Source organism: Myxococcales bacterium (genome assembly GCA_016720545.1).
GTDB lineage: Bacteria > Myxococcota_A > Polyangia > Polyangiales > Polyangiaceae > JAAFHV01.
On sequence record JADKKK010000034.1, the window covers coordinates 334827 to 355288 of the forward strand.

Below are 20462 nucleotides of genomic sequence, written 5' to 3' on the forward strand. Positions count from 1 at the left end.
CCTCGGGGGGCGTCGGAGAGGGCGGCGACGGCCGGGAGCAGCCCGCGACGGCGACCAGGGCCGCGAGCGCTGCCAGCCCGGACGGCCTCTTCGGGCTCAGGGCGAGAGCCCCTCGATGAACGCGCGCACGTGCGTGAAGACGACGTCCGGTTGCTCGATGGGCGCCGCGTGCGAACCGCGGTCGAGGACCAACAGCTTCGCCTTCGGGATTCGCTCCGCCATCACCGACGACAGCGAGGCCGGGGTGAAGGTGTCGCGCTCGCCCGCCACGACGAGCACGGGCACGTCGATGTCGCCCAGGTAGGGCTCGGCCGAGTGCTCTCCGGCGCCCTTCAACATGCGGAGGAACATGGGGAAATCGACGTGGGTCATGTGCTGGAGGTACGGCAGCATGTCCTCGTCGCGAATCTTCGCCGCGTCCACGTCGCCCGCGCGACGCGCCATCTTCATGGCCATGTCGGGGGGAATGCGCGACCAGAGCGCGCGCACGATGTGCGGGTTCTCGTTCGCGATCGCTGTGAGCCTGGGCAGGAGGACGTCGAGGATGGGCACGCCGCGAAACGAAGCCGTGACCCGGCCGAACGTGCCGCAGAACAGGACCAGTCCTCGCACCTTGTCGGGCTCGCGGTGGTACGCCTCAAGGCACACCTGCACGCCCATCGAGTGTCCGAAGAGCACGCGCGGCGCATCGCCCGTGGCGCGCGCCACCTCGTGGAGATCGTCGGCGAGCGAGGCGATGTCGACCCCCGCAAGATCGCTCGGCTTCGCGCTCCGCCCGTGGCCCGGGTAGTGCCAGTGGGTGACCGGCATGATCCCGCCGAGGTCGGCCCAGAGGTACTTCCAGATGAAGCCGTCACAAAGGATGCCGTCCGACAGCACCGCGTGGAGCGGCCCGGGCGTGCGATCGGAGTGTCGATAGTAGAGCCGCGTGCCGTCCGGAGCGGCGGTGAAGCCCCTCCTCTCGCCCGGATCGGGAGAACGAGGCCCCTCGAGCTCGACAGCTTCGCTAGGTCGCGGCACCTTCACGGCGACACCTCGCTCTCGGCTCGGGGCCATCGACCTTGGTTCGCCCCGGCGGGGCTCACGTGCAGGTTCATGCCTGGCTCCCTTCGGTCACCTGGCATAGGCACGCCGCTCGCCGGCGGCTCGCTTGCGTGTTCACGCGTCGTCCTCCGTCGGAGCCGTTCGCGCGCGCGACGGCCGGTTCGACTCAGCCCTCGTCGTCGTCGTCGTCGACCTCGTTCACGCTGGGCAGCTTCTTGATCTCCAAGCGAGAGATCTTCCACGCGCGCTGCACCACCCACGAGAGCGACCGGTCGAGGCGGGCCGCCTCTTCCTTGATTTCGGTCAGCATCGACTCGGGGAAGTAGAGGCTCTGCTTACGCTTGTCGGTCTTCGAGCTCTCGGTACGAAGGTTCGAGATCGAGTCCTTGTCTCCAGACGCCAAGGGAGCCTCCTGTGATTTCCGCTGCGGTGCACGTCTCGCCAGGTGGCACACGAGTGTGGGCTATCCCTGCGACACGACGAGCCTATCAGCGGGAATGTCCGTGTCGCTACGACAATCGTCTGAAAAAGCATACACGTGGAATCGCTGCCGGCCGGCGCGCGCTGGCCCTACCCTGGAGCCATGGACGCGCGTCGATCGCCGAGTCAACCGCCCTCGCCGTTACTGACCTCGCTCCCGCGGCCGTCGTCGCCGTCGACGGGTTCGGTGTCCCCTACGCCCGCGCGGCGAGCGGGCGGGACCGCCGCGCGGATCGCCAAGATCGCGGCCCCGATCGTCCTCGCGTTCGCCGCCGGAATGGTGGCCGAGGGCCGCCGCGCGGAGGCGACCCCGACCGAGGCCAGCCCCTACGCCGTAACGGGCGAGCTCGCGCGCGTCCTCGTGGTGATGGAGCGGAGCTACGTCGATCCGGTCGACCGCGACAAGGCGCTGCGCGGCGCGATCACCGGCATGGTGGGGTCGCTCGACCCGCACTCGCACTACCTCTCGGCCCCCGAGTACAAGGACTTCCAGCGCGACACCGAGGGCAACTTCGGCGGGATCGGCGTCGAAGTGGACGCGCGCGGCGACGAAATCAAGGTGATCGCGCCCATCGAGGGGGCCCCCGCGTTTCGCGCGGGGATACGCGCGGGCGACGTCATCGTGGCGGTCGACGGGGCGGGCGTGCGCGAGGCGGGGCTCGAGAAGGTCATCAAGAAGCTCCGAGGCGCGGCGGGGACCAAGGTGCGCCTCACCGTGCGACGCGAAGGGACGCGCGGGTTCCTCACCTTCGAGCTGGTGCGCGAGGACATCCACGTGCCCGCGATCACCCACAAGCGCCTCGACGGGAACGTCGGCTATCTGCGGCTCAAGCAGTTCCAGGACCACGCGCACGACGAGCTGCTGCGCGCGGCGGCTGAGCTCCGCAAGGGCGGCCCCGTGGCGGGTGTGCTGCTCGACCTCCGCAACAACCCGGGCGGGCTCGTGGACGAGGCCGCCGAGATCGCCGACGAGTTCCTGGAGACCGGCCTCATTTACTCGATGCGACGCCGAGGCGAGACGCTCGAGGAAGCCCACGCCACGTCGGGCGGTGCGTTCGTGTCGATCCCCGTGGTCGTCCTCGTGAACGAGTGGAGCGCGAGCGCTTCAGAGCTGCTCACCGGCGCGCTCCAGGATCACAAGCGCGCCATGGTCGTAGGCGCGGCCACCTTCGGGAAGGGCAGCGTGCAGACCATCCTGTCGCTTCCCGGAGGAGCGGGGCTGAAGCTGACCACCGCTCGCTACTTCACGCCGGGCGGGCACGCCATCCAGGCCGACGGCATCCACCCCGACGTGCTGCTGGAGTCGACGACGCGCATCGCGGGGGACGCGGGCGCCCCCGCCCTCCGCGAGCGCGACCTGGACAATCACCTGCCGCCGGAGGGCCCGCTCGGGGGCGCCCCGCCCTCCCCGCGTGACGCGGGGACGTTGGTGGACGGCGGCCCCGGCGCCGAGACTCTCCTCGTGTCGGACGTCCCCACCGATCCGACCACGTCCAAGGACCTGGCGCTCCGCACGGGCTACCAACTCTTGCGCTCGAAGATCGACGGGCGCTAACAGCCCGGGCCTCGCTCAGCCGCGCAGCGTCATGGCGGCGTGCACCAGCGGCATGAGGAGGACGAAAGTGAGCGCGACGAGCGCGAAGCTCACCCAGGTCCAGTCGGCCGGGCCGCCGATGCGCGCCAGCGACCCCAACATCACGAGGATGCCCACGACCACGCTGCCGCGGGACGGGCTGCGCCAGAGCATGAAGCTCGCGACCACCCCGAAGAGCGAGCAGGTGCCCGCCACGAGGCTCTTCCAGGTCATGCCGGCCACCGAGAACCACGCCGCGAGCGCCACGGCCGTGCCCGCGCTCCACACGAGCAGCGACAGGGCGGCCCCGGTGACGGCTTTGCTGGCGGCTTGGTCTTCCAACGGGACTCCCTCGGACGAGGCCGCGCGTCAGCCGCGTACGCGGATGGCGTACGTGAGCTTGAGGACGCTCTTCAAGACGCTGGGGACACGCTTCCAGAGGTTGATCGACGGGGGCCGCTTCTCCTTGATGCGAACGGGGATTTCGCGGGTGCGCACCCCGCCGCGGTCGGCGCGGATGACGAACTCGCTCGCGAACACGTCCTTCTCGACGAGGCAGGCCGTGACGACGTCGAGGAGGGCGGAGCGCCGGAACGCCTTGAGGCCGTGCGTGTCGGTGCCGCGAAATCCGAGCAAGACCCGGAGCATGCCCGAGTACGCGACGCTCGCCGCGTGGCGAACGAGCGGCCGCTCGTCCTCCGCGCCCATGAGGAGCTTCGAGCCGATGACGAGATCGGCCTCACCCGTCTCGAGGATCTCGACGGCGCGCCGGTGAAACTCGGTGTCGCAGAGGTCGATCTCCTCGCAGACGACGATCTCGCCCCGCGCGAGCAGGATGCCCTCCTTCAGGGCGCGCCCGTAGTTGGGCTCGCCCATGGAGATGATCTTCACGTGCTCGGGGCGCTCGGCGGCGAGCTCCCGGCCGATGGCCACGGTGCGATCCGTAGAGCCGTTCTCGGCGAGAATGAGCTCGTACGACCATCCGAACGGCTCGAGGCGGCCACACAGGTCCTCCACCGCCGCGCGGAGGATGCCCGCCTCGTTGTAGACCGGAATGACGATGGAAATGCGCGGCGACGGTGCGGTGCTCATCCGATTCGGGAAGCTACCTAGCAGACGCGCCCGGCGGTCGAAAGCCGAATCCCGCGCGGTCCGCGGTCGGTGGTTCCCGACCGCTCGCGAGCGCGCTCGCTTCGCCCTCGGCCTGCTAAGGTGGTGCGCATGCGCAAGGCCATGCTCCTCGTCGCCGCCGTCTCGGTGGCGCTCTTCGCTTGCAAAGACGCCCCCCCGCCGCCCGTGAAGGCGGAGCCCAAGAAGCCGCAGCCGGTGCCCACCGACTTCGTCATGAACGACTTCTTCACCGACGAGACCCAGGTGAAGGGCGTCGCGGGCGACGCCAGCGTGAACCTGCCCGACGGCGGGTCGGCGACGGCCAGCGCCGGTGGCGGCGGCAACGCCTCCGCGCAGGCGGGCGACGCGCGGGTGGCGAAGCTCGTCGAGCCCGGCGCAGAGCCGCGTGCGCCCCGCCGGTACACGTTCGCCGCCGGCAAGCCCGAGGTGCGCGTCGGCCAGGTGCGGGTCGCCATCACGGTGGCCGCCCCCGGCCGGCCGCCGGAGGAGCAGGCCGAGCCGGCGCTCGACTTGACGATGAAGCTCTCCACCAAGGGCGCGAGCAAGGGCACCTTCCCGTTCGACGTTCGCCTCGAGAAGGCGGCGCTCGCCGAGGGCCAGGGGCTCGATCCGCGCTCCGCCGCCGAGGCGCAGAAGCAGCTCGGGCCACTCGTCGGCCTGGCCGCGAAGGTCGAGATCTCGCCGCGGGGCGTCGTGGGCGAGCTCGCGTTCGCGGGCGACGAGAAGATGGCCAAGCCGGGCACCGCCGAGGTCCTCCAGATGGTCCAGCAGACCCTCGAGTTCGCGGCCGTGCCCTTCCCCGAGGAGCCGATCGGCGTCGGCGCCAAGTGGGAGATGGCGAACGTGAGCGTCGCGCAGGGCACCCGGGTCACCACGCGGACCGTCTTTCTCCTCAAGGAGTGGTCGGCCGACGGCGGCGTGATCACGGCGGAGATCGCCCGCTCCGCCCCGAAGTCGCCGCTCCGCGATCCGCGGATGGCCGGGGCGCAGGTCAGCATCGATGGCAAGGGCACCTACACCTTCAAGGTGAAGCTCGACCGCCCCACGCTGAAGGTGTCGGGCGAGAGCGAGACCATCGCGAAGATCGACGTGCCCAAGTCGGCGAAGGGGCCCGCCCAGACCATCACGCAGACCATCAAGACCAAGCACTCGCTGGACTCCCCCGGCGGCAAGTAGCCGACGACGCGGAAACCCCGCGGTTCTCGGCGGGGCGGGCGCCGCCGCTTGACGGCGACCCGCGGGTGGAGTGAATACGAGCCCGACAAACGCGATGGCGCGACGCCGCGACGACGCGACGGCGCACACGAACAAGGAGCGCGCGATGGCCGAGGGCTTGAACAAGGTGATGCTGCTGGGGAACCTCGGGGCCGACCCCGAGCTGCGCATGACGGCGGGGGGCCAGGCCATCCTGAAGCTCCGGCTCGCGACCACCGAGACCTACCTCGACAAGAGCAACACGCGCCAGGAGCGCACCGAGTGGCACTCCATCACGGTGTGGGGCAAGCGCGGCGAGGCCCTCGCGAAGATCCTCGCCAAGGGCTCCAACATCTTCGTCGAGGGCTCGCTCCGCACCTCGAGCTACGAGAAAGACGGCGACAAGCGCTACCGCACCGAGATCGTCGCCAACAACATCCTGCTCACCGGCCGTCGCGGCGGCGGCGAGGCGCGTGGCCATGACGACTTCGCCGGTCCGCCCCCGGAGGCGCGCCGCGGCGGCGGCGGCGGCGGCGGCGGCTACGGTGGCGGCGGTGGCGGTGGCGGTGGCGGTGGCGGTGGCGGTGGCGGCGGGCGACCCGCGCCCGCGCAGGCCCCGGCCCCGCAGGACGACTACAACGACTTCGGCGCTGACGACGACATCCCGTTCTGAAGCGACCCTCCGCGCCGTAAATTTCTCGGTGATCTCACGCCGCGCCGGCACCTTTCGCGGTGGCCGGTGGCGGCGATTTGAGTATGCTCGCGGGCGATGCGCCTACTCATCGCCGACAAGCTCCACCCCCGCGCCGTCGAAGAGCTCCGTACGCTCCCCATCGAGGTCGTCTACGAGCCCGAGCTCACCAAAGAGACCCTCGAGACCACCATCCGGGACGTGGGCATCTTGGTCGTCCGCTCCAAAGAGGTGACCGCGAAGGCCATCGAGGGCGCGCGCCAGCTGAACCTCATCGTGCGGGCTGGCACGGAGGCCCACAACATCGACATCCGCGCGGCCAGCAAGGGGGGCGTCTACGTCGCGAACTGCCCCGGCAAGAACGCCGGCGCGGTGGCCGAGCTGGTCCTCGGCCAGATCATCGCCCTCGACCGCCGCATCCCCGACGCCGTCCTCTCCCTCCGCAACCAGAGGTGGGAGCGCAGCGAATACGGCAAGGCCGAAGGCATCGCCGGAAAAACCATTGGTATCGCGGGGTTCGGCGCGGTCGGCCGCGAGGTCGCGCGCATGGCCCTGGCGTTCGGGCTGCGCCCCCTCGCGTGGAGCCGCGGGCTCTCGCCGCAGGCCGCCGCTGAAGCGGGCGTGGGGCACGTGAAGACCATCGAGGAGCTCGCCAGCAAGAGCGACATCCTCACGCTGCACCTGCCGGTGAATGACCGCACGCGGCAGCTCGTGAACAAGCGCGTCCTCGACCTGCTCCCGCGCCGCGCGATGCTCATCAACGTCGCGCGCGCCGACCTGGTCGACTACGCCGCTCTCCGCGAGGCGGTCAAAGGGCGCGGCCTGCGCGCGGCGGTGGACGTGTACCCGGACGAGCCCAAGGGCAAGCGCGAGTTCGCGACCGACCTCTTCGAGGCGGCGCCGTCGGCCACCGGGGGGTTCGTCTACGGCACGCCGCACATCGCCGCCTCGACCGACCAGGCCCAGCTCGCGATCGCGACCGAGACCGTGCGCGTCATCCGTTCGTTCCTGGTCGACGGCAACGTCCCGAACTGCCTGAACGTCTCGCACGTGAGGGTCGCGCGCTTCCAGCTCGTCATCCGCATGCTCGACAAGGTCGGCACGCTCGCGAACGTCCTCTCCGTGATCAAGCGGCACGGGATCAACATCGAAGAGGTCACGAACACCGTCTTCGAGCACGCGGAGGCGTCGTCGACCAAGCTGCGGCTGCTCTCTCGGCCGAGCGAGACGTGCCTCAGCGAGATCCGCGCGTTCGACGAGATCCTCCACCTCGACCTGGTCACCCTCCCCTACCTCGCGTAGCCGCCCCGGGGGGCCCCCTCCACGAGAGTCGTTGTCGCTTCGGGCGATGCTTGCTAACCCAGCGAGATGCGCGCGCCCTCAACCCCGTCGGTGGTCTAGCCCGGAATGCAGGCGCGCGGCGGTCGTGGGGGGCGGAGCGTGGCCCATTCGGGGGTGCGCTGGGCGTTCGCCATCGGCCAGGTGATCCTCGCGACGAGCGCCGCGGGTGGCGCGTGCACGCCGGTGCCGATCGTCGGCTACGACGCCGCGATCACTGCCGACGCCGAGGCCGGCGCGCAGCCGCTTGACGCGGGAGACGCCGAGGCGGCCGCCGCGCCGAAGCGCCGCGAGTGGGACGCGGGCGTCGACGACGACGCGTTCCCGGCGTCGGACGAGGAGCTCGAGCTCCGCATGCGCCACCTGCTCGAGGCCGTCGCGGCGGGCGACCCTGCCCTCGCGCCGGACGTGCTCTATCCGCGCGACGCGTGGGTGCGCTCGCGCGACGCCAGCGACCCAGGTAAGGCCTGGGACCACAGCGTGAAGCCGAGCTTTCTCCGCGACGTGGCCAAGCTCCACAAGCGCGCGAAGGGCATCGAGCGCGCGCGCTTCGTGTCATTCGATCTCGGGCGGGCCGTCGCGCACGTGCCGGCGAAGCCGCGCGACCTGAAGCGGCCCCTCTGGCGGGTGAAACGCTCGAGGATCACCTACACGATCGACGACAAGACGAAGCACCTCGACATCGCCGAGATGACCGCGTTCCGGGGCGCCTGGTACGTGACCCGCTTGCGCTGACGGCGAGGGCCCACGACGCCACCCGGGCGTCGGCACGGGTCCTCTCGAGGGGCATGAAATGCGCGCGCCCGCCGCGTCGCGAGACGGGCGGGCGTGGCGACTGCAGGGGGAGTCGGAGGCCCCGACCCGACGTCAGGCCTTGGCGGCGGGCGTCTTCTTCTCGTAGCGCTTACGGAAGCGGTCGACGCGGCCGGCCGTGTCGATGAGCTTCTGGGTGCCCGTGTAGAACGGGTGGCACGCGCCGCAGACGTCGACCTGGAGGTCGCCGCGGGTGGAACGCGTCACGAAGGTATTTCCGCACGCGCAGCTGGCGTTGGACGGGGGGTAGTCGGGGTGAATGCCGTCTTTCATGGGACTCCTGGGCTCGCCGAGGGATAGGAGAGCGGCGGAGGATATAAGACGGTCCGGACCGGGGCGCAAGGGAACGTGGAGGTGACCCCCGAACGCCGGTCGTCGGGGAGCCGGTGGCGAGGCCTCGCCATGAACGTGCGCCAGGTCACCACGACCAAACGCACCTGGGTTGCATCGACGGTCCCGGTGGGGTACGTCGGTGGCGTGGCCAAACCGCGGGCGCGCATCAAGACGGTTCCCGAGGACTTCGTCGTCGACGAGGAGCCCGCGTACGTCGCCTCGGGCGTGGGCGACCATGTGTTCGCGCGCGTGGAGAAGCGGAATCTCACGACCCACGACGCGGTGAGCGCGCTCGCGGAGGTCGCGGGCGTCCACCCCCGCGACGTCGGCGTCGCTGGGCTGAAGGACAAGGTCGCGATCACCACCCAGTGGCTGTCGTTCTTGGCGCTTCCGGGCACCCAGGTGGAGGAGCGCCTCCGCGCCTACGCGGCGGCCGCGCGCCCTGATCTGCGCGTGCTCGACCTGCAGCGGCACGGCAACAAGCTCCGCACGGGGCACCTCGTGGAGAACCGCTTTCGCATCCGGCTCCGCGACCTCGATCCCGCTCGCGTGGCCGAGGTCGAGGCGGCGCTGCTCGGCCTCGAGGCTTCGGGCGTCCCGAACGCGTTCGGGCAGCAGCGCTTCGGTCGCGACGCCGACAACGTCGCGAGGGCGCTGGCCTTCCTGAGCGGGCAGGAGCGCGGTCCGCGTGAGCCGCGCGCCCGCAAGTTCCTGTTTTCGGCGCTGCAGTCCGAGGTGTTCAATCGGGTGCTCGCGGCGCGCGAGGCCGACGGCACGTGGACCACGCCGCTCCTCGGCGACGTGCTCAAGCTCGAGACCGGCGGCCTCTTCGTGTGCACCGAGCCCGAGGTAGACCAAGCGCGCGCGGCGCGGGGCGAGCTGTGCCCCACCGGCCCGATGGTCGGCGTGAAAATGCGCGCGACAGAGCACGAGGTCCTCGCCCTCGAGACGCGCGTCGCCGCCGAGGTGCTCGGGCCCTCCTTCGACCTCGGCCGCACCCGCGCGCTCGGCGAGGGCACCCGCCGCCCGCTGGTGCTCCGCGTGAGCCAGCTCAAGGTCACCCGCGAGGAGGCCGCGTCGGGCGCGCCGGACGCCCCGCACGCCCGCGTCAACCTGGTGGTCGAGTTCGCGCTCCCGAAGGGGGCCTACGCGACCACGGTGCTCGCGCGCGTGGTCGACGCGGAGGAGCCGACGCGCGAGTCTCGTGAGTCTCGCGAGGGGCGACCGCGCCGTTCCGACGACATCCTGGTCGACGCCTAGAGCGTTGGACTCCAACAAGTGATATTCATGTTCAGCAAGACAACCTTCTCCCTCGGCGCCGCCCCCGCGGGGCGCCGGAACCCCAGGAAGCCGCAGCCGTGAACCAGCTCATCGAGCGAATGAAGAGTGCGATGGTCGGACTGGGAGCCGGGTGGCTCCTGATCCTCATGCTGATCCTCAGCGTGGTGTCGCTGGCGATCATGCTGGAGCGCGCGTTCCTCTACTGGTCGCTTCGCGACGACATCCCCGCGCTCATGAAGGACCTGGCGCGCCTGCTCCGCGCGGGCGACTTCGAGGGCGCTCGCCGTCGCCTCGAGGCGTCACCGAGCGCCGAGGCCGCGGTCGTGGTCGCCGGCATCGTCGAGGCGGAGCTCGGCGCGGACAGCGCGGAGGAGGCCATGCTCGGCGCCAGCGCGCTGCAGCGCATCAAGCTGGAGAAGCGGCTCGCGTTCCTCGGCACGCTCGGGAACAACGCCCCCTTCATCGGGCTGCTCGGCACCGTCATCGGCATCGTCGGCGCGTTCGACGAGCTCGGCAAGGTCAAGGCCGCCGCCCCGGGCGCGGCCGCCGCGAGCGTCGGCGTCGCCCCCGAGGCCGTCATGACCAACATCGCGGAGGCGCTCGTGGCTACGGCGGTCGGCCTGCTGGTCGCCATCCCGGCGGTCGCGGCTTTCAACGCCTTCCAGCGCATCGTCAAGGCGACGCTCGCCAACACCGACGCGCTGAGCAGCCTGCTGCTCGCCCACCTCAAGGCGGATCCCGCGGCGCTCTCGGCGGCGGCGGCCACGACCGCCAAGGCGCGCGCCAAGGACGACGCGCCCGCGTCCAAGAACGGCGCGAAGGCCGCGTCGAAGTCCGCCGCGGAGCCCGCGAGCGACGACGCTGAGGCCGAGGGGTCCGACTGATGGCCGGCGGCGCGCAAGACTCCGACGACGCGATCAACGGCATCAACGTCACGCCGCTCGTCGATATCATGTTGGTTCTACTCATCATTTTCATGGTGACGGCGAAGCTCATCGTCTCCCAGTCGAACGTGCCCCTCGACCTCCCCAAGGCGGCGAGCGGACGCTCCGACATCCAAGTGGTGTTCAGCGTCGTCCTCGCGGCCGACGGGACGACGCAAGTCGACTCGAAGCCGGTCGCGAACGACGACGCCATCCTGCCGCTCGCGCGGGAGGCCGCGGCCAAGTCGTCCGACCTCCGCGCGGTCATCAAGGCCGACTCGGCCGTGTCGCACGGGCGCGTGATCCACGTCCTCGACTTGCTCAAGCAGGGTCAAGTGACCAAGATCGCCTTCGGCGTGACGCCGGTGCCCTCCTCCGCCCCCGCGCCGGCGCCGCCCAAGCCCTAGCCCCCCGACAGACACCTTTCTCTTCGAGGGCCGGCCCCTCAAGGCTCGTGGCAGCATCCAACCCTCGACGCCTTCGCCTCCGCCGCTCTGTTCGCTCTCGCCTCGCTTCCTCGGACACCTCGCCCATGAACACCACCTTTCGCCCCGCCCCAGGCTCGATCCACGGTGACCCGCGCGCGTCCGGGCTCGAAGGCGTGCTCGGGCTCGAGGTCCGCAGCGGGGCGTTCTTTGGCGCCGCGGCGGCCGCCGTAGCGCTGCACCTCCTGCTCCCCTTCGTGGTTCGCCTCGTCGCGATGGTGATGGCGATCGTCGGGCTGCTCTTCGCGCGGATCTTCCCGGCCCACATCGAAGCGGCCCCTCCCATGGAGATCGAGATTTCGCCAGAGCCGAAGGCCGCGCCGAAGGAAGAGCCCAAGGAGGAGGTCAAGAAGGAGCCGAAGGAAGAGCCCAAGGAGCAGCCCAAGGCTCCGCCGAAGGAGCAGCCCGTCGCGGCCGCGGCCCAGGCGGGCGCCGTGCTCACTCAAGCGCCCAAGCCCGACGAGCCCGTCGACCTCACGAACAGCTTCGTAACCGGCTCCGGCGCCACCTACGCCGGCGGAACCACGATGGCCGCCGGCACGGCCACGGCCGCCGTGCGCGCTCCGGTCGCCTCGCCGACCGGGGTCGTGGGTGGCACGGGCACGGGCCCCGCGGCGCCACCGGCCGTCGACCGCTCGCGCGCCGCCGGACTGGGTGGCTCGAAGAGCTGGAACGATTGCCCTTTCCCCCCTGAGGCGGACGTCGACAACATCGACCAGGCCGCGGTGCTGGTGCAAATCACGGTCGCCCCGGACGGCCGCGCGAGCAACGTGCGCGTCGCCTCCGACCCGGGCCATGGCTTCGGGCGGGCGGCCCGCGCGTGCGCGACCCAGCGGCGCTACCAGACCGCGCTCGATCGCGACGGCAGCCCCGTCGGGGGCACTTTCAGCGTCAACGTGACGTTCGCGCGGTGAGCGCGCCTGCGCGAGCCGTCCGCGATCGAACCCGCGTGAGCCACGCGAGCCACGCGTGGGAGGGGCGATGAGCGTCGAGGTGCCAGACGAAGATCCGCGTGTCGAGCTCGGGCGGCTCGCGGCGAGCCTGCGCGCCTACCTCGAGACGCAGCGCGACAGTGGCGCGTCCGGCGTGCCCCGCGGCGAGCGCCTCGCCAGGAGCGCGCGAGGACCTGACGCCGAAGGCGCCCTTCCGGCTCACCCGGCGCAGCCACGGCCTCACCGACAGGCGCCCGAGATCCACGCGCAAGCGCAACAACCCCAACGGGCCTTCGTCGCAGCCACCCACGCCGCGCCCGCCGCGCCCGCCGCGCCCGCCGCGCCCGCGCCCGAGCCGATCGCCCCACCGGCGGCCCCACCGCCCTCGCGGGGCGACGCCCCGCCCAGCGTGTCGATCGGGACGATCGCGACGCCTCCTCGGGCGCTGGCGGTGCTGCAGGCCGAGGTGGCCGCCTGTACCCGCTGTGGGCTGGCCGCCACGCGCACGAACACCGTGTTCTCGCGAGGCAACCCGGAGGCGTCCATCGTGTTCATCGGCGAGGCCCCCGGCGCCGACGAGGACGCCCAGGGTGTGCCGTTCGTGGGTCGGGCCGGGCAGCTGCTCGACAAGATGATCGCAGCGATGGGGCTCGACCCTGAGCGCGACGTCTACGTCTGCAACATCGTAAAGTGCCGGCCGCCGGGCAATCGCCGCCCCGAGGCCGAAGAGCTCGAGGCCTGCACTCCCTACCTGGACGAGCAGCTCGCGAACGTGAGCCCGAAGGTGCTGGTGGCGATGGGGAACACGGCCGTTGGCGCGCTCTTCCACACCAAGATGGGCATCACGAGGCTGCGCGGCGAGTGGAAGCTCTACAAGGGCCGCATCCCGACGATGCCAACCTACCACCCGAGCTACCTCCTTCGACCGTCGCCGCAGCAGGGCGAGGCCAAGCGCCAGGCCTGGGAGGACCTCCAGGCCGTCATGAAGAAGCTCGGGCTGAAGCGCGGCTGAACCCGAAGCGAAGGGCGCGAACCGGTCGACGGCGCCCCGACGCCGCAGGCGGCCGGACGTGATGGGACGTGGGCGCGCGAGGGCGACGAGGCAGTCGAGGGCCGTGCGAGCGGCTCAGCCCTTCTTCAGGGCGCCGTCGTAGTCGATCACGTAGCGGTCCGGGAGCGCCTTGCGCACCGCGTCTCGCTCTCCCTCGGGCACGAGCGCCCCGAGCTGCGCGAGCGCGTCGCAGATCTTGTTCTTCACGCGCACGCTCTCTTCTTCTTGGAGCTGCGCGAGCAGCGGCGCCGCGACCTCGCGATCGCCCTGCGCGAGGACGGCCATGACCGCGTTGAGGCGCGCCGTCTCGTTGGAGTCCGCGATGAAAGGGGTCACCGCGGGCACGATGCCGGGGTGCTGGTGTTCCTGCAGCTCCTCCAGGATCTGGAGCTTCGGGTCGATGAACTTCGAGTACTCCGTGTCCCACTTCGAGAGCCAGAGGAGCAGCTCGTCGACGTAGGTGTCCTCGGTGACGAGCTCACGCAAGAGGCGCATGGGCCAGGAGACGCTCTCGGCCTTCGCGGCGAACGCGCGGATCGGCGTGATGGCTTCCCCGCCCGCCGCGAGGACGCCCTTCGCGGCGACCTCTTTCTCTTCCTGGTCGGTGATCGACGGGTCGATGACGAACGTGAAGCGCTTGAGCAGGGCCTCCGCGGCCTCCGCCGTGCCGAGCGCCGCGAGCTCGTTGAGGGCCTCCTGCCGATCGTAGTTTTGTGCGCGCTTGCTCCCCGCGGCCTCGGCCCACTTGGCGGCCGGGTTCGACTTGGTGGACGCCTTGTCTTTCTTGAAGAGGTCGAAAAAGCCCATGGTGCGTGTGGTGTCTTTCGAGGCGGCCCTGGCGAGCGCCAGGCGGCGGCAGAGGTAAGCAGGAAGCCTCGGCGTACCCGGAGAAGCGGGGAACGGGCAAGCGCAAAAAGCCGAGAAGGAGCGCCGTGACGCGGGCCAAGAACCGGAGAAACCCGACGCGGAAAGCGCGACGCGGCCACCCGCTGGAGGGCGCCGCGTTCGGAAGCTACAGTTCGTCCACCCGGCGAATTGTCAAGGGGCTCGGCCAGCGCGGGAGATCCCCCCCAGAGGTCAGGAGAGCGGCACCGCGAGGAGCTGCACTTCCTTGTCGGCTCGCTTGACCTGGTAGCGCACCGGGCGCCCGTGCTTCTGCGCCGCCTCCCCCTCCATGGCCTGGATTCGGGCGCGGAAGGTGGGCTCGGTGATGTGATCGGTCGCCTCGGAGAGCTCCTTCTTCGCGGCGATGTACTCGGCGAAGAGGCGCAAGTAGTAGGCCTCGGCGGGCTCCCCGGCGAGGCTCGCAGCGGAGTCGGACCCCTCCGAAGGGGCCTCGTAGCCCACGGCCGACGGGGGCCGCGAGAGGCGCCCCTGCTCGTCCGAGGTGTCCTCCTCGACGCCCATGAGCGTGTTGAGCAGCTGGTCGATTCGGAAGGCGAGCCCACCGAGCTCCTCGTGCTCGAGGTTGAAGCGCTTGTCGCCCTGGCCGTTGACGATCGCGAGCAGGCCCTCTTCCAAGGTATTGATAGGATTGATGATGTAAGCGCCGAGGAAGCCCGCGGCGACGAACACGAGGACGAGCCCGAGCGCCGTGGCGCCGAGGACGGGGAGCGCGAGCGCAGCCGGCGAGTCGATGAGGGTGGTCTGCCCCACCGTGAGCGCCGCGACGTGCTTGCCGTCGCCGAAGCCCTCGAGAGGGCTCGCCGCGAAGACGGCGCCTTGCCCCTGACCGCTCGTGGAGTTGCCGGAAGCGATCGCGGTCTGGACCTCGTCGGCCGCCTCCTGCTGGAGGGCCGTCACGGCGTCGCCGCTGCTGGCGGCGGGGACCGACGCCTTGCCGTCGGAAACGTAGACCGCCACGCCGCCACCGGTGAGGTCGGCGACCTTGCCGAGCGCGTCGTTCAGGCTCATTCCGAGGACGAGCAGCGCGGTCGCCTTGCCGTTCGCGTCGCGCACTGGCACGTAGCTCACCACGTACTTGTCGGTCTTTCGCGCGACCCACACGTCGGACCCCGCCGTCCCCTTCGTGAGCGAAGCCTTGACGAGCGGGTAGACCGCGCCCACGTCCTCGCCGCGCTCGAGCGGGGAGCCGTTTCGCCCCAGGATTTTGCCGTCGGCGCCGACGAACGCGACCAGCGAGGGCGCCGTGGAGAAGGCGGATTTGGCGGCGCTCGCCACGCTGTCGCAGAACGCGGTCGCCGCGTCGCCTTTGGCGCTGGCGGTCGACTTGGTGAACACGTCGGCGGCTGCGGGCTCGGTGGCGCGCTCCGCGAGCCAGCGCTCGATGCGGAGGCCGTCGAGCTGAAGCCGCGCCGAGACCGCTTGGGAGTCTCGCACGGAGCGCTGCTTGATCTGCCCGGGGCTCGTCGCCGCCGACAGCACCGACTGACGAACGATCACGAACGACAGAAGGCCAACGATGAGAACGATCGCGGCATTGACGGCGAAGATCTTTAGACGCATACGCCTCGAAGGGTGCGGAAGAACGCGGGGGCAGAATAGACGACGACCAGGGCCCCCTTGGCCCGGGTGGAGCGTCTGGGAGAACTTCGCTGCGACCCTAACACCCGCGACTTGACCGCGGCAACATGCGATACATGGCCGGGGCTCGGCGCGTTTGCCGCGCGCCGCCTCGCCTCGCTCCGCCCCAACGCGCCATAACGCGCCATGCCTCCCCGCGCCATGCCTCCCCGCGCCATGCCTCCCCGCGCCACGCCTCCCCTCCCCCGCGCCCTGCTTCTCGACGATCCGCGCTTCGACCTGCACGCGCCTCCCGGTCACCACCCCGAGCGCCCCGAGCGGCTCGTCGCGGCGCGCGCCGCGGTGCAGGGGGCGGCGGTCGCGTTCGAGCACGTGCCGGCGCGCGAAGCGACCAACGAGGAGCTCGGCCGGGTGCACGACGCCGCGTTCCTCGAGCAGCTCGAGCGGGCGCGGGGAGCAAGGACCCACTTGGACGCGGACACCTACCTGGCGCGTGACAGCGTGAGCGTGGCCCGGCTCGCGGCGGGCGGGCTCGTCGACGTCGTGGAGCGGGTCCTCACGGGGCCGGTGCGGCAGGGGCTCTCGATCGCGCGCCCCCCCGGGCACCACGCGCGCCCGGGAAAGGCGATGGGCTTCTGCGTGTTCAACAGCGTCGCGGTGGCCGCGGCGCACGCGCGCGCCCGCGGCGTCGGGCGAGTGGCGATCGTCGACTTCGACGTGCACCACGGCAACGGCACCCAGGAGATGTTCTACGACGATCCCTCGGTGCTCTACGTCTCGACGCACCAGTCGCCGCTGTACCCGGGCACGGGACACTCCACGGAACGCGGCGGGGGGGAGGGGCTCGGCGCCACGCTGAACGTCCCGCTCACGGCTGGCGGCGGCGACGACGTCTACCGCGGGGCCTTCGAGCGGGTCGTGCTACCGGCGCTCGAGGAGTTCGCGCCGGAGCTCGTGCTCGTGAGCGCCGGGTTCGACGCGGCTCTCCGCGATCCCCTGTCCGAAATGCGCCTCGACAGCGCCGCCTTCGGGTGGCTCACCCGCGCGCTCCGGCGTGTCGCGGACGTGAGCGCGGAGGGGCGCACCGTGGTCACGCTCGAGGGCGGGTATGATCTGGTCGCGCTCGAGACGGGCCTGTCCGCTGCCATCCTCGGGCTCACCGGCCAGGCGGAGGAGATCGCCCGCGACGTCGACCACCCGGACGTCGCGCGCGCCGCGACCGCTGCGAGAGCGAGCTTCCGGCGCGTGACCTGAGACCTGCGCGGCCATCTCCGCGGCCTGCGCGGCGCCCGAATCATCCATTGCGACACCGGGCCAAACGTCGAATACACTTTCGACACGATGCACCTCCCGCGCCTCCGTGCATGGCTCTCGGACGACCGCGCGGCCGCGCGCCTCCTGGAGACCGCGATCCGGCACGAACAGCGCGTGGTGCCCCTCGTCGCGCCGCCGCGCCAGGGAGGCCCCCACGTGCTGGAGGTGCCGCACGGGCAGGGGCAGGTGGTGTGTGTGCTGGCAGAGCCCGTGGGGCTCGGCAGGCCCGACGGCGTCCCCCTCGATCTGCGGCCCCTCGACCCGGTCCAGATGCCCGACCTGTTCGCGCTGGTGGAGCGCCTCGACAACCCGAGCGCCGTGGCGCCCGCGCCGGCGCCGGTCGCGCAGCCGGCGCCTGCGGCGATGACGGCACCGCGCCCTCACGTGGTCGCGGCCCCGGCGTTCGACGTGCCCCACGTGCCCCACGTGCCCCACGCGCGCCCCGCCGGCGCCCCTCCGCGCGCCGCCGCCGCACCGCTCGCCGCGCGCCCGCTCCAGCCTCGCGCCCAGGCCAGCGGGCAGGCCGTGAGCTCGCCGGCGCTGGTGGCACCCGCGCCCGCGCCCGCGCCCGCCAGCGCCAAGTGGCCCGCGGCCCGCGCCGGCGCGCCGGAGGCTGCCGCAAGGCCCCGCGACCCGTCCGTGCCCAGCCCCGACCTGCTCGACTACCTCGGCGAGCCCGACCAGGCCCACGAGGTCGAAGTGGACGTCGAGCTCGACGACGTGGTCGATCTCGATGAGCTCATCGAAGCGGCGCCCGACTCCATCTACGGCAGCGACGACGCGCCGACGCTCTTCCAGAGGCCGGCGCTCCGGGATCGCGAGGCGGTGCCACCCCCGCAGAGCGGCGACGAGCTGCTCGAGCCCACGGTCACGCGCACCAGCGGCCTCCTCGGCGCGTCGCCGGACGCGCGTGGCTCCGGCGCCAGCGGTGGGCCGGAGCAGACGCTCATCATGGCCGCGTCACGGGGGGGAGCACCCGACCGCGAGCCACGCGCCGCGCCCCGACCCGCTGCGGGAGCGCCGGCCCAGCGGAGCGCCCCGAAGGTGGAAGCCGAGAAGTCGATCGATCTGTCCGGCAAGACGATCGGCGCCGGGAAATACGCGGTCGAGCGCTCGATCGGGAGAGGCCTCACGGCGGTCGTGTACCGCGCCACCCACACGAGCCTGAACCGGCCCGTCGCCGTGAAGGTCCTCCATCAGGAGAACCGCGGCAACCAGCAGTTCGTGAAGCGCTTCCGGGCGGAGGGTCAGACGCTGAGCCGGCTCGAGCACCAGAACATCTCGCGCGTGCTCGACTTCGGCGAGGAGCCCGACGGCATCCTCTATCTCGTCATGGAGCTGCTCGACGGCGAGAGCCTCGAGGTGATGCTCCGCTCGGGGCGCGCGTTCTCTCCACGGCAGATCGTGGACATCGGCATCCAGACCTGCAGCGGGCTCGCCTTCGCGCACGACGTCGGCGTGGTCCATCGTGACGTGAAGCCGGACAACATCGTGCTCGTCCCCCACCGCGACGACGACGGTAGGCCGTGCGAGCTCGTGAAGGTGTGCGACTTCGGCCTGGCGAAGCTCCGCACGGGCACGGATCAAGACGGTCGCGAGAGCGAGCTCACGATGGCCGGCGCGCTCTGCGGATCCCCCGCCTACATGTCGCCCGAGCAGCTCCTCGGCGAGCCGCTCGACGCGCGCAGCGACATCCACGCGCTGGGCGTGGCGCTCTACGAAGCGCTCTCCGGCGGGAAGTTCCCGCACGAGGGAGAGGGGCTCACCGACCTCTTCGTGAAGAAGCTCACCGGCACCCCGACACCGCTCAGCATCCACGTCCCTCACGTCGACCGCGGGCTCGAGGCCTCCATCATGCGCGCCCTCGCGCGTGAGAAGTCGGACCGCCACCCCGACGCCCGCGCGTTCCGCCAAGAGCTCCGCGACGCGCTCGCGCGGCTCTAGCGCGGAGAGTCCACGAGGCTCCCGCGCGAGCCATCCCCGTGCTGCAGAGCCCGCACTGCGCTCCACGAACCTGCGAAGCTGCGGAGTGCGGACGGTACGCCTCGGTCCTGCGGCGCGGAGTGCGCGATCAGTACGAGTCGCTCGCGCCCCCGCCGCCGGAGGAGCCCCCGCCGGCCGTGTAACCTCCGCCGCCTCCGCCGCTCGATCTGGACGCGCCCGAGGAGCTTCCGCCGTACGAGGAGCCTCCCGAGCCTCCCGAGCCCCCCGAGCCCCCCGAGCCTCCCGAGTCGAGGCCCAGCTTGTGCACGAGCCACGTCGCCAGCGCGATGAAGCCAAGGATGCCCGCGATCCAGGGCACGGCGAACCAGATGCTCTCCTCGCCCACGCGCTCCTTCCACGCGCTCGACGGCACGGTGCCGAGCCCCTGGAGGAGCGTGATGGCCTCGTCGACGAACACGTCCGGGCGGCGCCCCGGCGCGGCCGAGCCCACGACGCCCTTGGCCCGCGACGCGGCGGTCTGGAGGGCGATGGACTGGTCCCGGGCGTCGCCGCTGAGGTCGTAGTACACGAACAGGTTTCGCCCATCGCGACCAACGACGGCGATCGCCCTCGCCTTGGGGAACGCGCGGTAGAACGCCGCCGAGCTCGCGCCCGCGATCAGCGGCCCGTCCAGCGCGAGGCCCTCGTCGACGACGATGACGGCGAGCAGCGGCGCCCCCTTCTTCACCGCGACGTCGGCGGCCGCGAGGTAGCGCGCGCGCGCCTCGGTCGGGAACGTCCCGGTCATGTCGACGAACAGGCTCGTGGGGGGCACCTCGGGCGGCTCCACGCGGCGCGGCGCCACAGGGAGTGCGGCGACGGGCCCCGCGTCCTCGCCGGCCGGCACCACGGGGCCGCCGCGGAGCACCGAGTGGATCGAGGTCACGCCGTCGCGCAGCGCCTCGAAGTTCTTCCCGAGCTTCAGCTTGGGGCCCACGCGCTCGGTGAGGATGCGCTTCGAGACGAGGTCGGTGAGCTCGCCCCCGACCCCCTTCCCCGACTCGATACGGAGGCGCCGGTCCTTGGGGGCAACGACAAGCAAGACTCCGTTATCTTTGCCTTTTTTGCCAATACCCCAGGCATTGAACGTGGCGTAGGCCACGTCCTCGACCGACTCGCCAGCCAAGGAAGGCGTGGTGAACACGACGACCTCGTGCCCGTACGCTTTTCGGTGTTCGGCGAGGAGCCGCTCGAGCTCCTGACGCTCGGCGGGCGTGAGCAGCGCGGCGGTGTCGTTGACGGCTCCGGAGAGGGCGGGCGGCGTGTAGGCCAGCGCGCGCGCGGGGCACAGAGTGACGAAGAGCACCAGGGCGAGCCACGAGAGCCAGCCGAGCCGCCAAGGCACGGCAAAGCACGGCGGAGGCAGCGTGAGCAGCGGGGGGGCGCGCACGAGCGAAACGCTACCACGAGGT

Annotated in this window: 20 protein-coding genes; 12 read left to right on the plus strand and 8 right to left on the minus strand. The window is 71.4% G+C overall.

Going from position 1 to position 20462, the window contains the following annotated elements:
• Positions 1-96: 96 nt before the first annotated feature.
• Together IPQ09_28065 and IPQ09_28070 are read right to left on the minus strand one after the other, a co-directional pair.
• A complete protein-coding gene (locus IPQ09_28065; protein ID MBL0198004.1) occupies positions 97-1026 on the minus strand; it encodes an alpha/beta hydrolase in 930 nt (309 codons plus the stop codon).
• A gap of 184 nt (positions 1027-1210) precedes the next feature.
• Entirely contained in the window at positions 1211-1447 is a 237-nt protein-coding gene (locus tag IPQ09_28070) for a TIGR04563 family protein (GenBank protein MBL0198005.1), read from the minus strand.
• Between the two features lie 264 nt (positions 1448-1711).
• Here IPQ09_28070 and IPQ09_28075 point away from each other — a divergent pair, with 264 nt between their 5' ends.
• On the plus strand, positions 1712-3079 hold the full coding sequence (locus tag IPQ09_28075) for a S41 family peptidase (protein MBL0198006.1): 1368 nt from the start codon (positions 1712-1714) through the stop codon (positions 3077-3079).
• Positions 3080-3094: 15 nt separating this feature from the next.
• On the opposite strand, the gene IPQ09_28080 is transcribed toward IPQ09_28075, so the two are convergent.
• Both IPQ09_28080 and IPQ09_28085 read right to left on the minus strand, forming a co-directional pair.
• Positions 3095-3439, minus strand: coding sequence for a hypothetical protein (locus tag IPQ09_28080; GenBank protein ID MBL0198007.1), 345 nt, complete (start codon positions 3437-3439; stop codon positions 3095-3097).
• Positions 3440-3466: 27 nt separating this feature from the next.
• A complete protein-coding gene (locus tag IPQ09_28085) occupies positions 3467-4189 on the minus strand; it encodes a glycosyltransferase (GenBank protein ID MBL0198008.1) in 723 nt (240 codons plus the stop codon).
• A gap of 129 nt (positions 4190-4318) precedes the next feature.
• Here IPQ09_28085 and IPQ09_28090 point away from each other — a divergent pair, with 129 nt between their 5' ends.
• From IPQ09_28090 to IPQ09_28105, 4 genes are all read left to right on the plus strand, one after another.
• On the plus strand, positions 4319-5404 hold the full coding sequence (locus IPQ09_28090) for a hypothetical protein (protein MBL0198009.1): 1086 nt from the start codon (positions 4319-4321) through the stop codon (positions 5402-5404).
• Between the two features lie 145 nt (positions 5405-5549).
• A complete protein-coding gene (locus IPQ09_28095) occupies positions 5550-6095 on the plus strand; it encodes a single-stranded DNA-binding protein (GenBank protein ID MBL0198010.1) in 546 nt (181 codons plus the stop codon).
• A 96-nt stretch (positions 6096-6191) separates the two neighbouring features.
• On the plus strand, positions 6192-7415 hold the full coding sequence (locus tag IPQ09_28100) for a D-3-phosphoglycerate dehydrogenase (GenBank protein MBL0198011.1): 1224 nt from the start codon (positions 6192-6194) through the stop codon (positions 7413-7415).
• Positions 7416-7553: 138 nt separating this feature from the next.
• Positions 7554-8186: a hypothetical protein gene (locus tag IPQ09_28105; GenBank protein MBL0198012.1), complete on the plus strand. Its 633-nt coding sequence runs from the start codon at positions 7554-7556 to the stop codon at positions 8184-8186.
• Between the two features lie 132 nt (positions 8187-8318).
• Here IPQ09_28105 and rpmE read toward each other — a convergent pair whose 3' ends face one another.
• Positions 8319-8537, minus strand: a complete 219-nt coding sequence (gene rpmE, locus IPQ09_28110; GenBank protein ID MBL0198013.1) for a 50S ribosomal protein L31 — start codon at positions 8535-8537, stop codon at positions 8319-8321.
• Between the two features lie 129 nt (positions 8538-8666).
• On the opposite strand from rpmE, the gene IPQ09_28115 reads away from it, so the two are divergent.
• The 5 genes from IPQ09_28115 (at position 8667) to IPQ09_28135 (ending at position 13230) form a co-directional block, all read left to right on the plus strand.
• A complete protein-coding gene (locus IPQ09_28115; GenBank protein MBL0198014.1) occupies positions 8667-9857 on the plus strand; it encodes a tRNA pseudouridine(13) synthase TruD in 1191 nt (396 codons plus the stop codon).
• Positions 9858-9976: 119 nt separating this feature from the next.
• On the plus strand, positions 9977-10762 hold the full coding sequence (locus tag IPQ09_28120; GenBank protein ID MBL0198015.1) for a MotA/TolQ/ExbB proton channel family protein: 786 nt from the start codon (positions 9977-9979) through the stop codon (positions 10760-10762).
• Entirely contained in the window at positions 10762-11208 is a 447-nt protein-coding gene (locus IPQ09_28125; GenBank protein ID MBL0198016.1) for a biopolymer transporter ExbD, read from the plus strand. Before IPQ09_28120 ends, IPQ09_28125 begins: the two co-directional genes overlap by 1 nt.
• Positions 11209-11333: 125 nt before the next feature.
• A complete protein-coding gene (locus IPQ09_28130; GenBank protein ID MBL0198017.1) occupies positions 11334-12200 on the plus strand; it encodes an energy transducer TonB in 867 nt (288 codons plus the stop codon).
• A gap of 376 nt (positions 12201-12576) precedes the next feature.
• Complete coding sequence (locus tag IPQ09_28135) at positions 12577-13230, plus strand: uracil-DNA glycosylase (GenBank protein ID MBL0198018.1); 654 nt, start codon at positions 12577-12579, stop codon at positions 13228-13230.
• Between the two features lie 114 nt (positions 13231-13344).
• On the opposite strand, the gene IPQ09_28140 is transcribed toward IPQ09_28135, so the two are convergent.
• Both IPQ09_28140 and IPQ09_28145 read right to left on the minus strand, forming a co-directional pair.
• Complete coding sequence (locus tag IPQ09_28140) at positions 13345-14076, minus strand: HEAT repeat domain-containing protein (GenBank protein ID MBL0198019.1); 732 nt, start codon at positions 14074-14076, stop codon at positions 13345-13347.
• A 270-nt stretch (positions 14077-14346) separates the two neighbouring features.
• Positions 14347-15735 (minus strand): hypothetical protein, encoded by a 1389-nt coding sequence (locus IPQ09_28145; GenBank protein ID MBL0198020.1) that lies wholly within the window; start codon positions 15733-15735, stop codon positions 14347-14349.
• 219 nt (positions 15736-15954) lie between these two features.
• On the opposite strand from IPQ09_28145, the gene IPQ09_28150 reads away from it, so the two are divergent.
• Together IPQ09_28150 and IPQ09_28155 are read left to right on the plus strand one after the other, a co-directional pair.
• On the plus strand, positions 15955-17007 hold the full coding sequence (locus IPQ09_28150) for a histone deacetylase (protein MBL0198021.1): 1053 nt from the start codon (positions 15955-15957) through the stop codon (positions 17005-17007).
• Between the two features lie 87 nt (positions 17008-17094).
• Positions 17095-19011 carry a serine/threonine protein kinase gene (locus tag IPQ09_28155; protein ID MBL0198022.1) on the plus strand — a complete coding sequence of 639 codons (1917 nt, stop codon included), beginning with the start codon at positions 17095-17097 and terminating at the stop codon, positions 19009-19011.
• Positions 19012-19138: 127 nt separating this feature from the next.
• Here IPQ09_28155 and IPQ09_28160 read toward each other — a convergent pair whose 3' ends face one another.
• A complete protein-coding gene (locus IPQ09_28160; GenBank protein MBL0198023.1) occupies positions 19139-20440 on the minus strand; it encodes a TPM domain-containing protein in 1302 nt (433 codons plus the stop codon).
• Between the last annotated feature and the right edge of the window lie 22 nt (positions 20441-20462).

What these genes read in the sequence shown, in the direction of transcription:
- IPQ09_28085 (MBL0198008.1), bottom strand. Translation starts at nt 4,189, where the DNA reads ATGAGCACCGCACCGTCGCCGCGCATTTCCATCGTCATTCCGGTCTAC.
- IPQ09_28090 (MBL0198009.1), top strand. Translation starts at nt 4,319, where the DNA reads ATGCGCAAGGCCATGCTCCTCGTCGCCGCCGTCTCGGTGGCGCTCTTC.
- IPQ09_28095 (MBL0198010.1), top strand. Translation starts at nt 5,550, where the DNA reads ATGGCCGAGGGCTTGAACAAGGTGATGCTGCTGGGGAACCTCGGGGCC.
- IPQ09_28100 (MBL0198011.1), top strand. Translation starts at nt 6,192, where the DNA reads ATGCGCCTACTCATCGCCGACAAGCTCCACCCCCGCGCCGTCGAAGAG.
- rpmE (MBL0198013.1), bottom strand. Translation starts at nt 8,537, where the DNA reads ATGAAAGACGGCATTCACCCCGACTACCCCCCGTCCAACGCCAGCTGC.
- IPQ09_28115 (MBL0198014.1), top strand. Translation starts at nt 8,667, where the DNA reads ATGAACGTGCGCCAGGTCACCACGACCAAACGCACCTGGGTTGCATCG.
- IPQ09_28120 (MBL0198015.1), top strand. Translation starts at nt 9,977, where the DNA reads ATGAAGAGTGCGATGGTCGGACTGGGAGCCGGGTGGCTCCTGATCCTC.
- IPQ09_28125 (MBL0198016.1), top strand. Translation starts at nt 10,762, where the DNA reads ATGGCCGGCGGCGCGCAAGACTCCGACGACGCGATCAACGGCATCAAC.
- IPQ09_28130 (MBL0198017.1), top strand. Translation starts at nt 11,334, where the DNA reads ATGAACACCACCTTTCGCCCCGCCCCAGGCTCGATCCACGGTGACCCG.
- IPQ09_28140 (MBL0198019.1), bottom strand. Translation starts at nt 14,076, where the DNA reads ATGGGCTTTTTCGACCTCTTCAAGAAAGACAAGGCGTCCACCAAGTCG.
- IPQ09_28145 (MBL0198020.1), bottom strand. Translation starts at nt 15,735, where the DNA reads ATGCGTCTAAAGATCTTCGCCGTCAATGCCGCGATCGTTCTCATCGTT.
- IPQ09_28150 (MBL0198021.1), top strand. Translation starts at nt 15,955, where the DNA reads ATGCCTCCCCGCGCCATGCCTCCCCGCGCCACGCCTCCCCTCCCCCGC.
- IPQ09_28155 (MBL0198022.1), top strand. Translation starts at nt 17,095, where the DNA reads ATGCACCTCCCGCGCCTCCGTGCATGGCTCTCGGACGACCGCGCGGCC.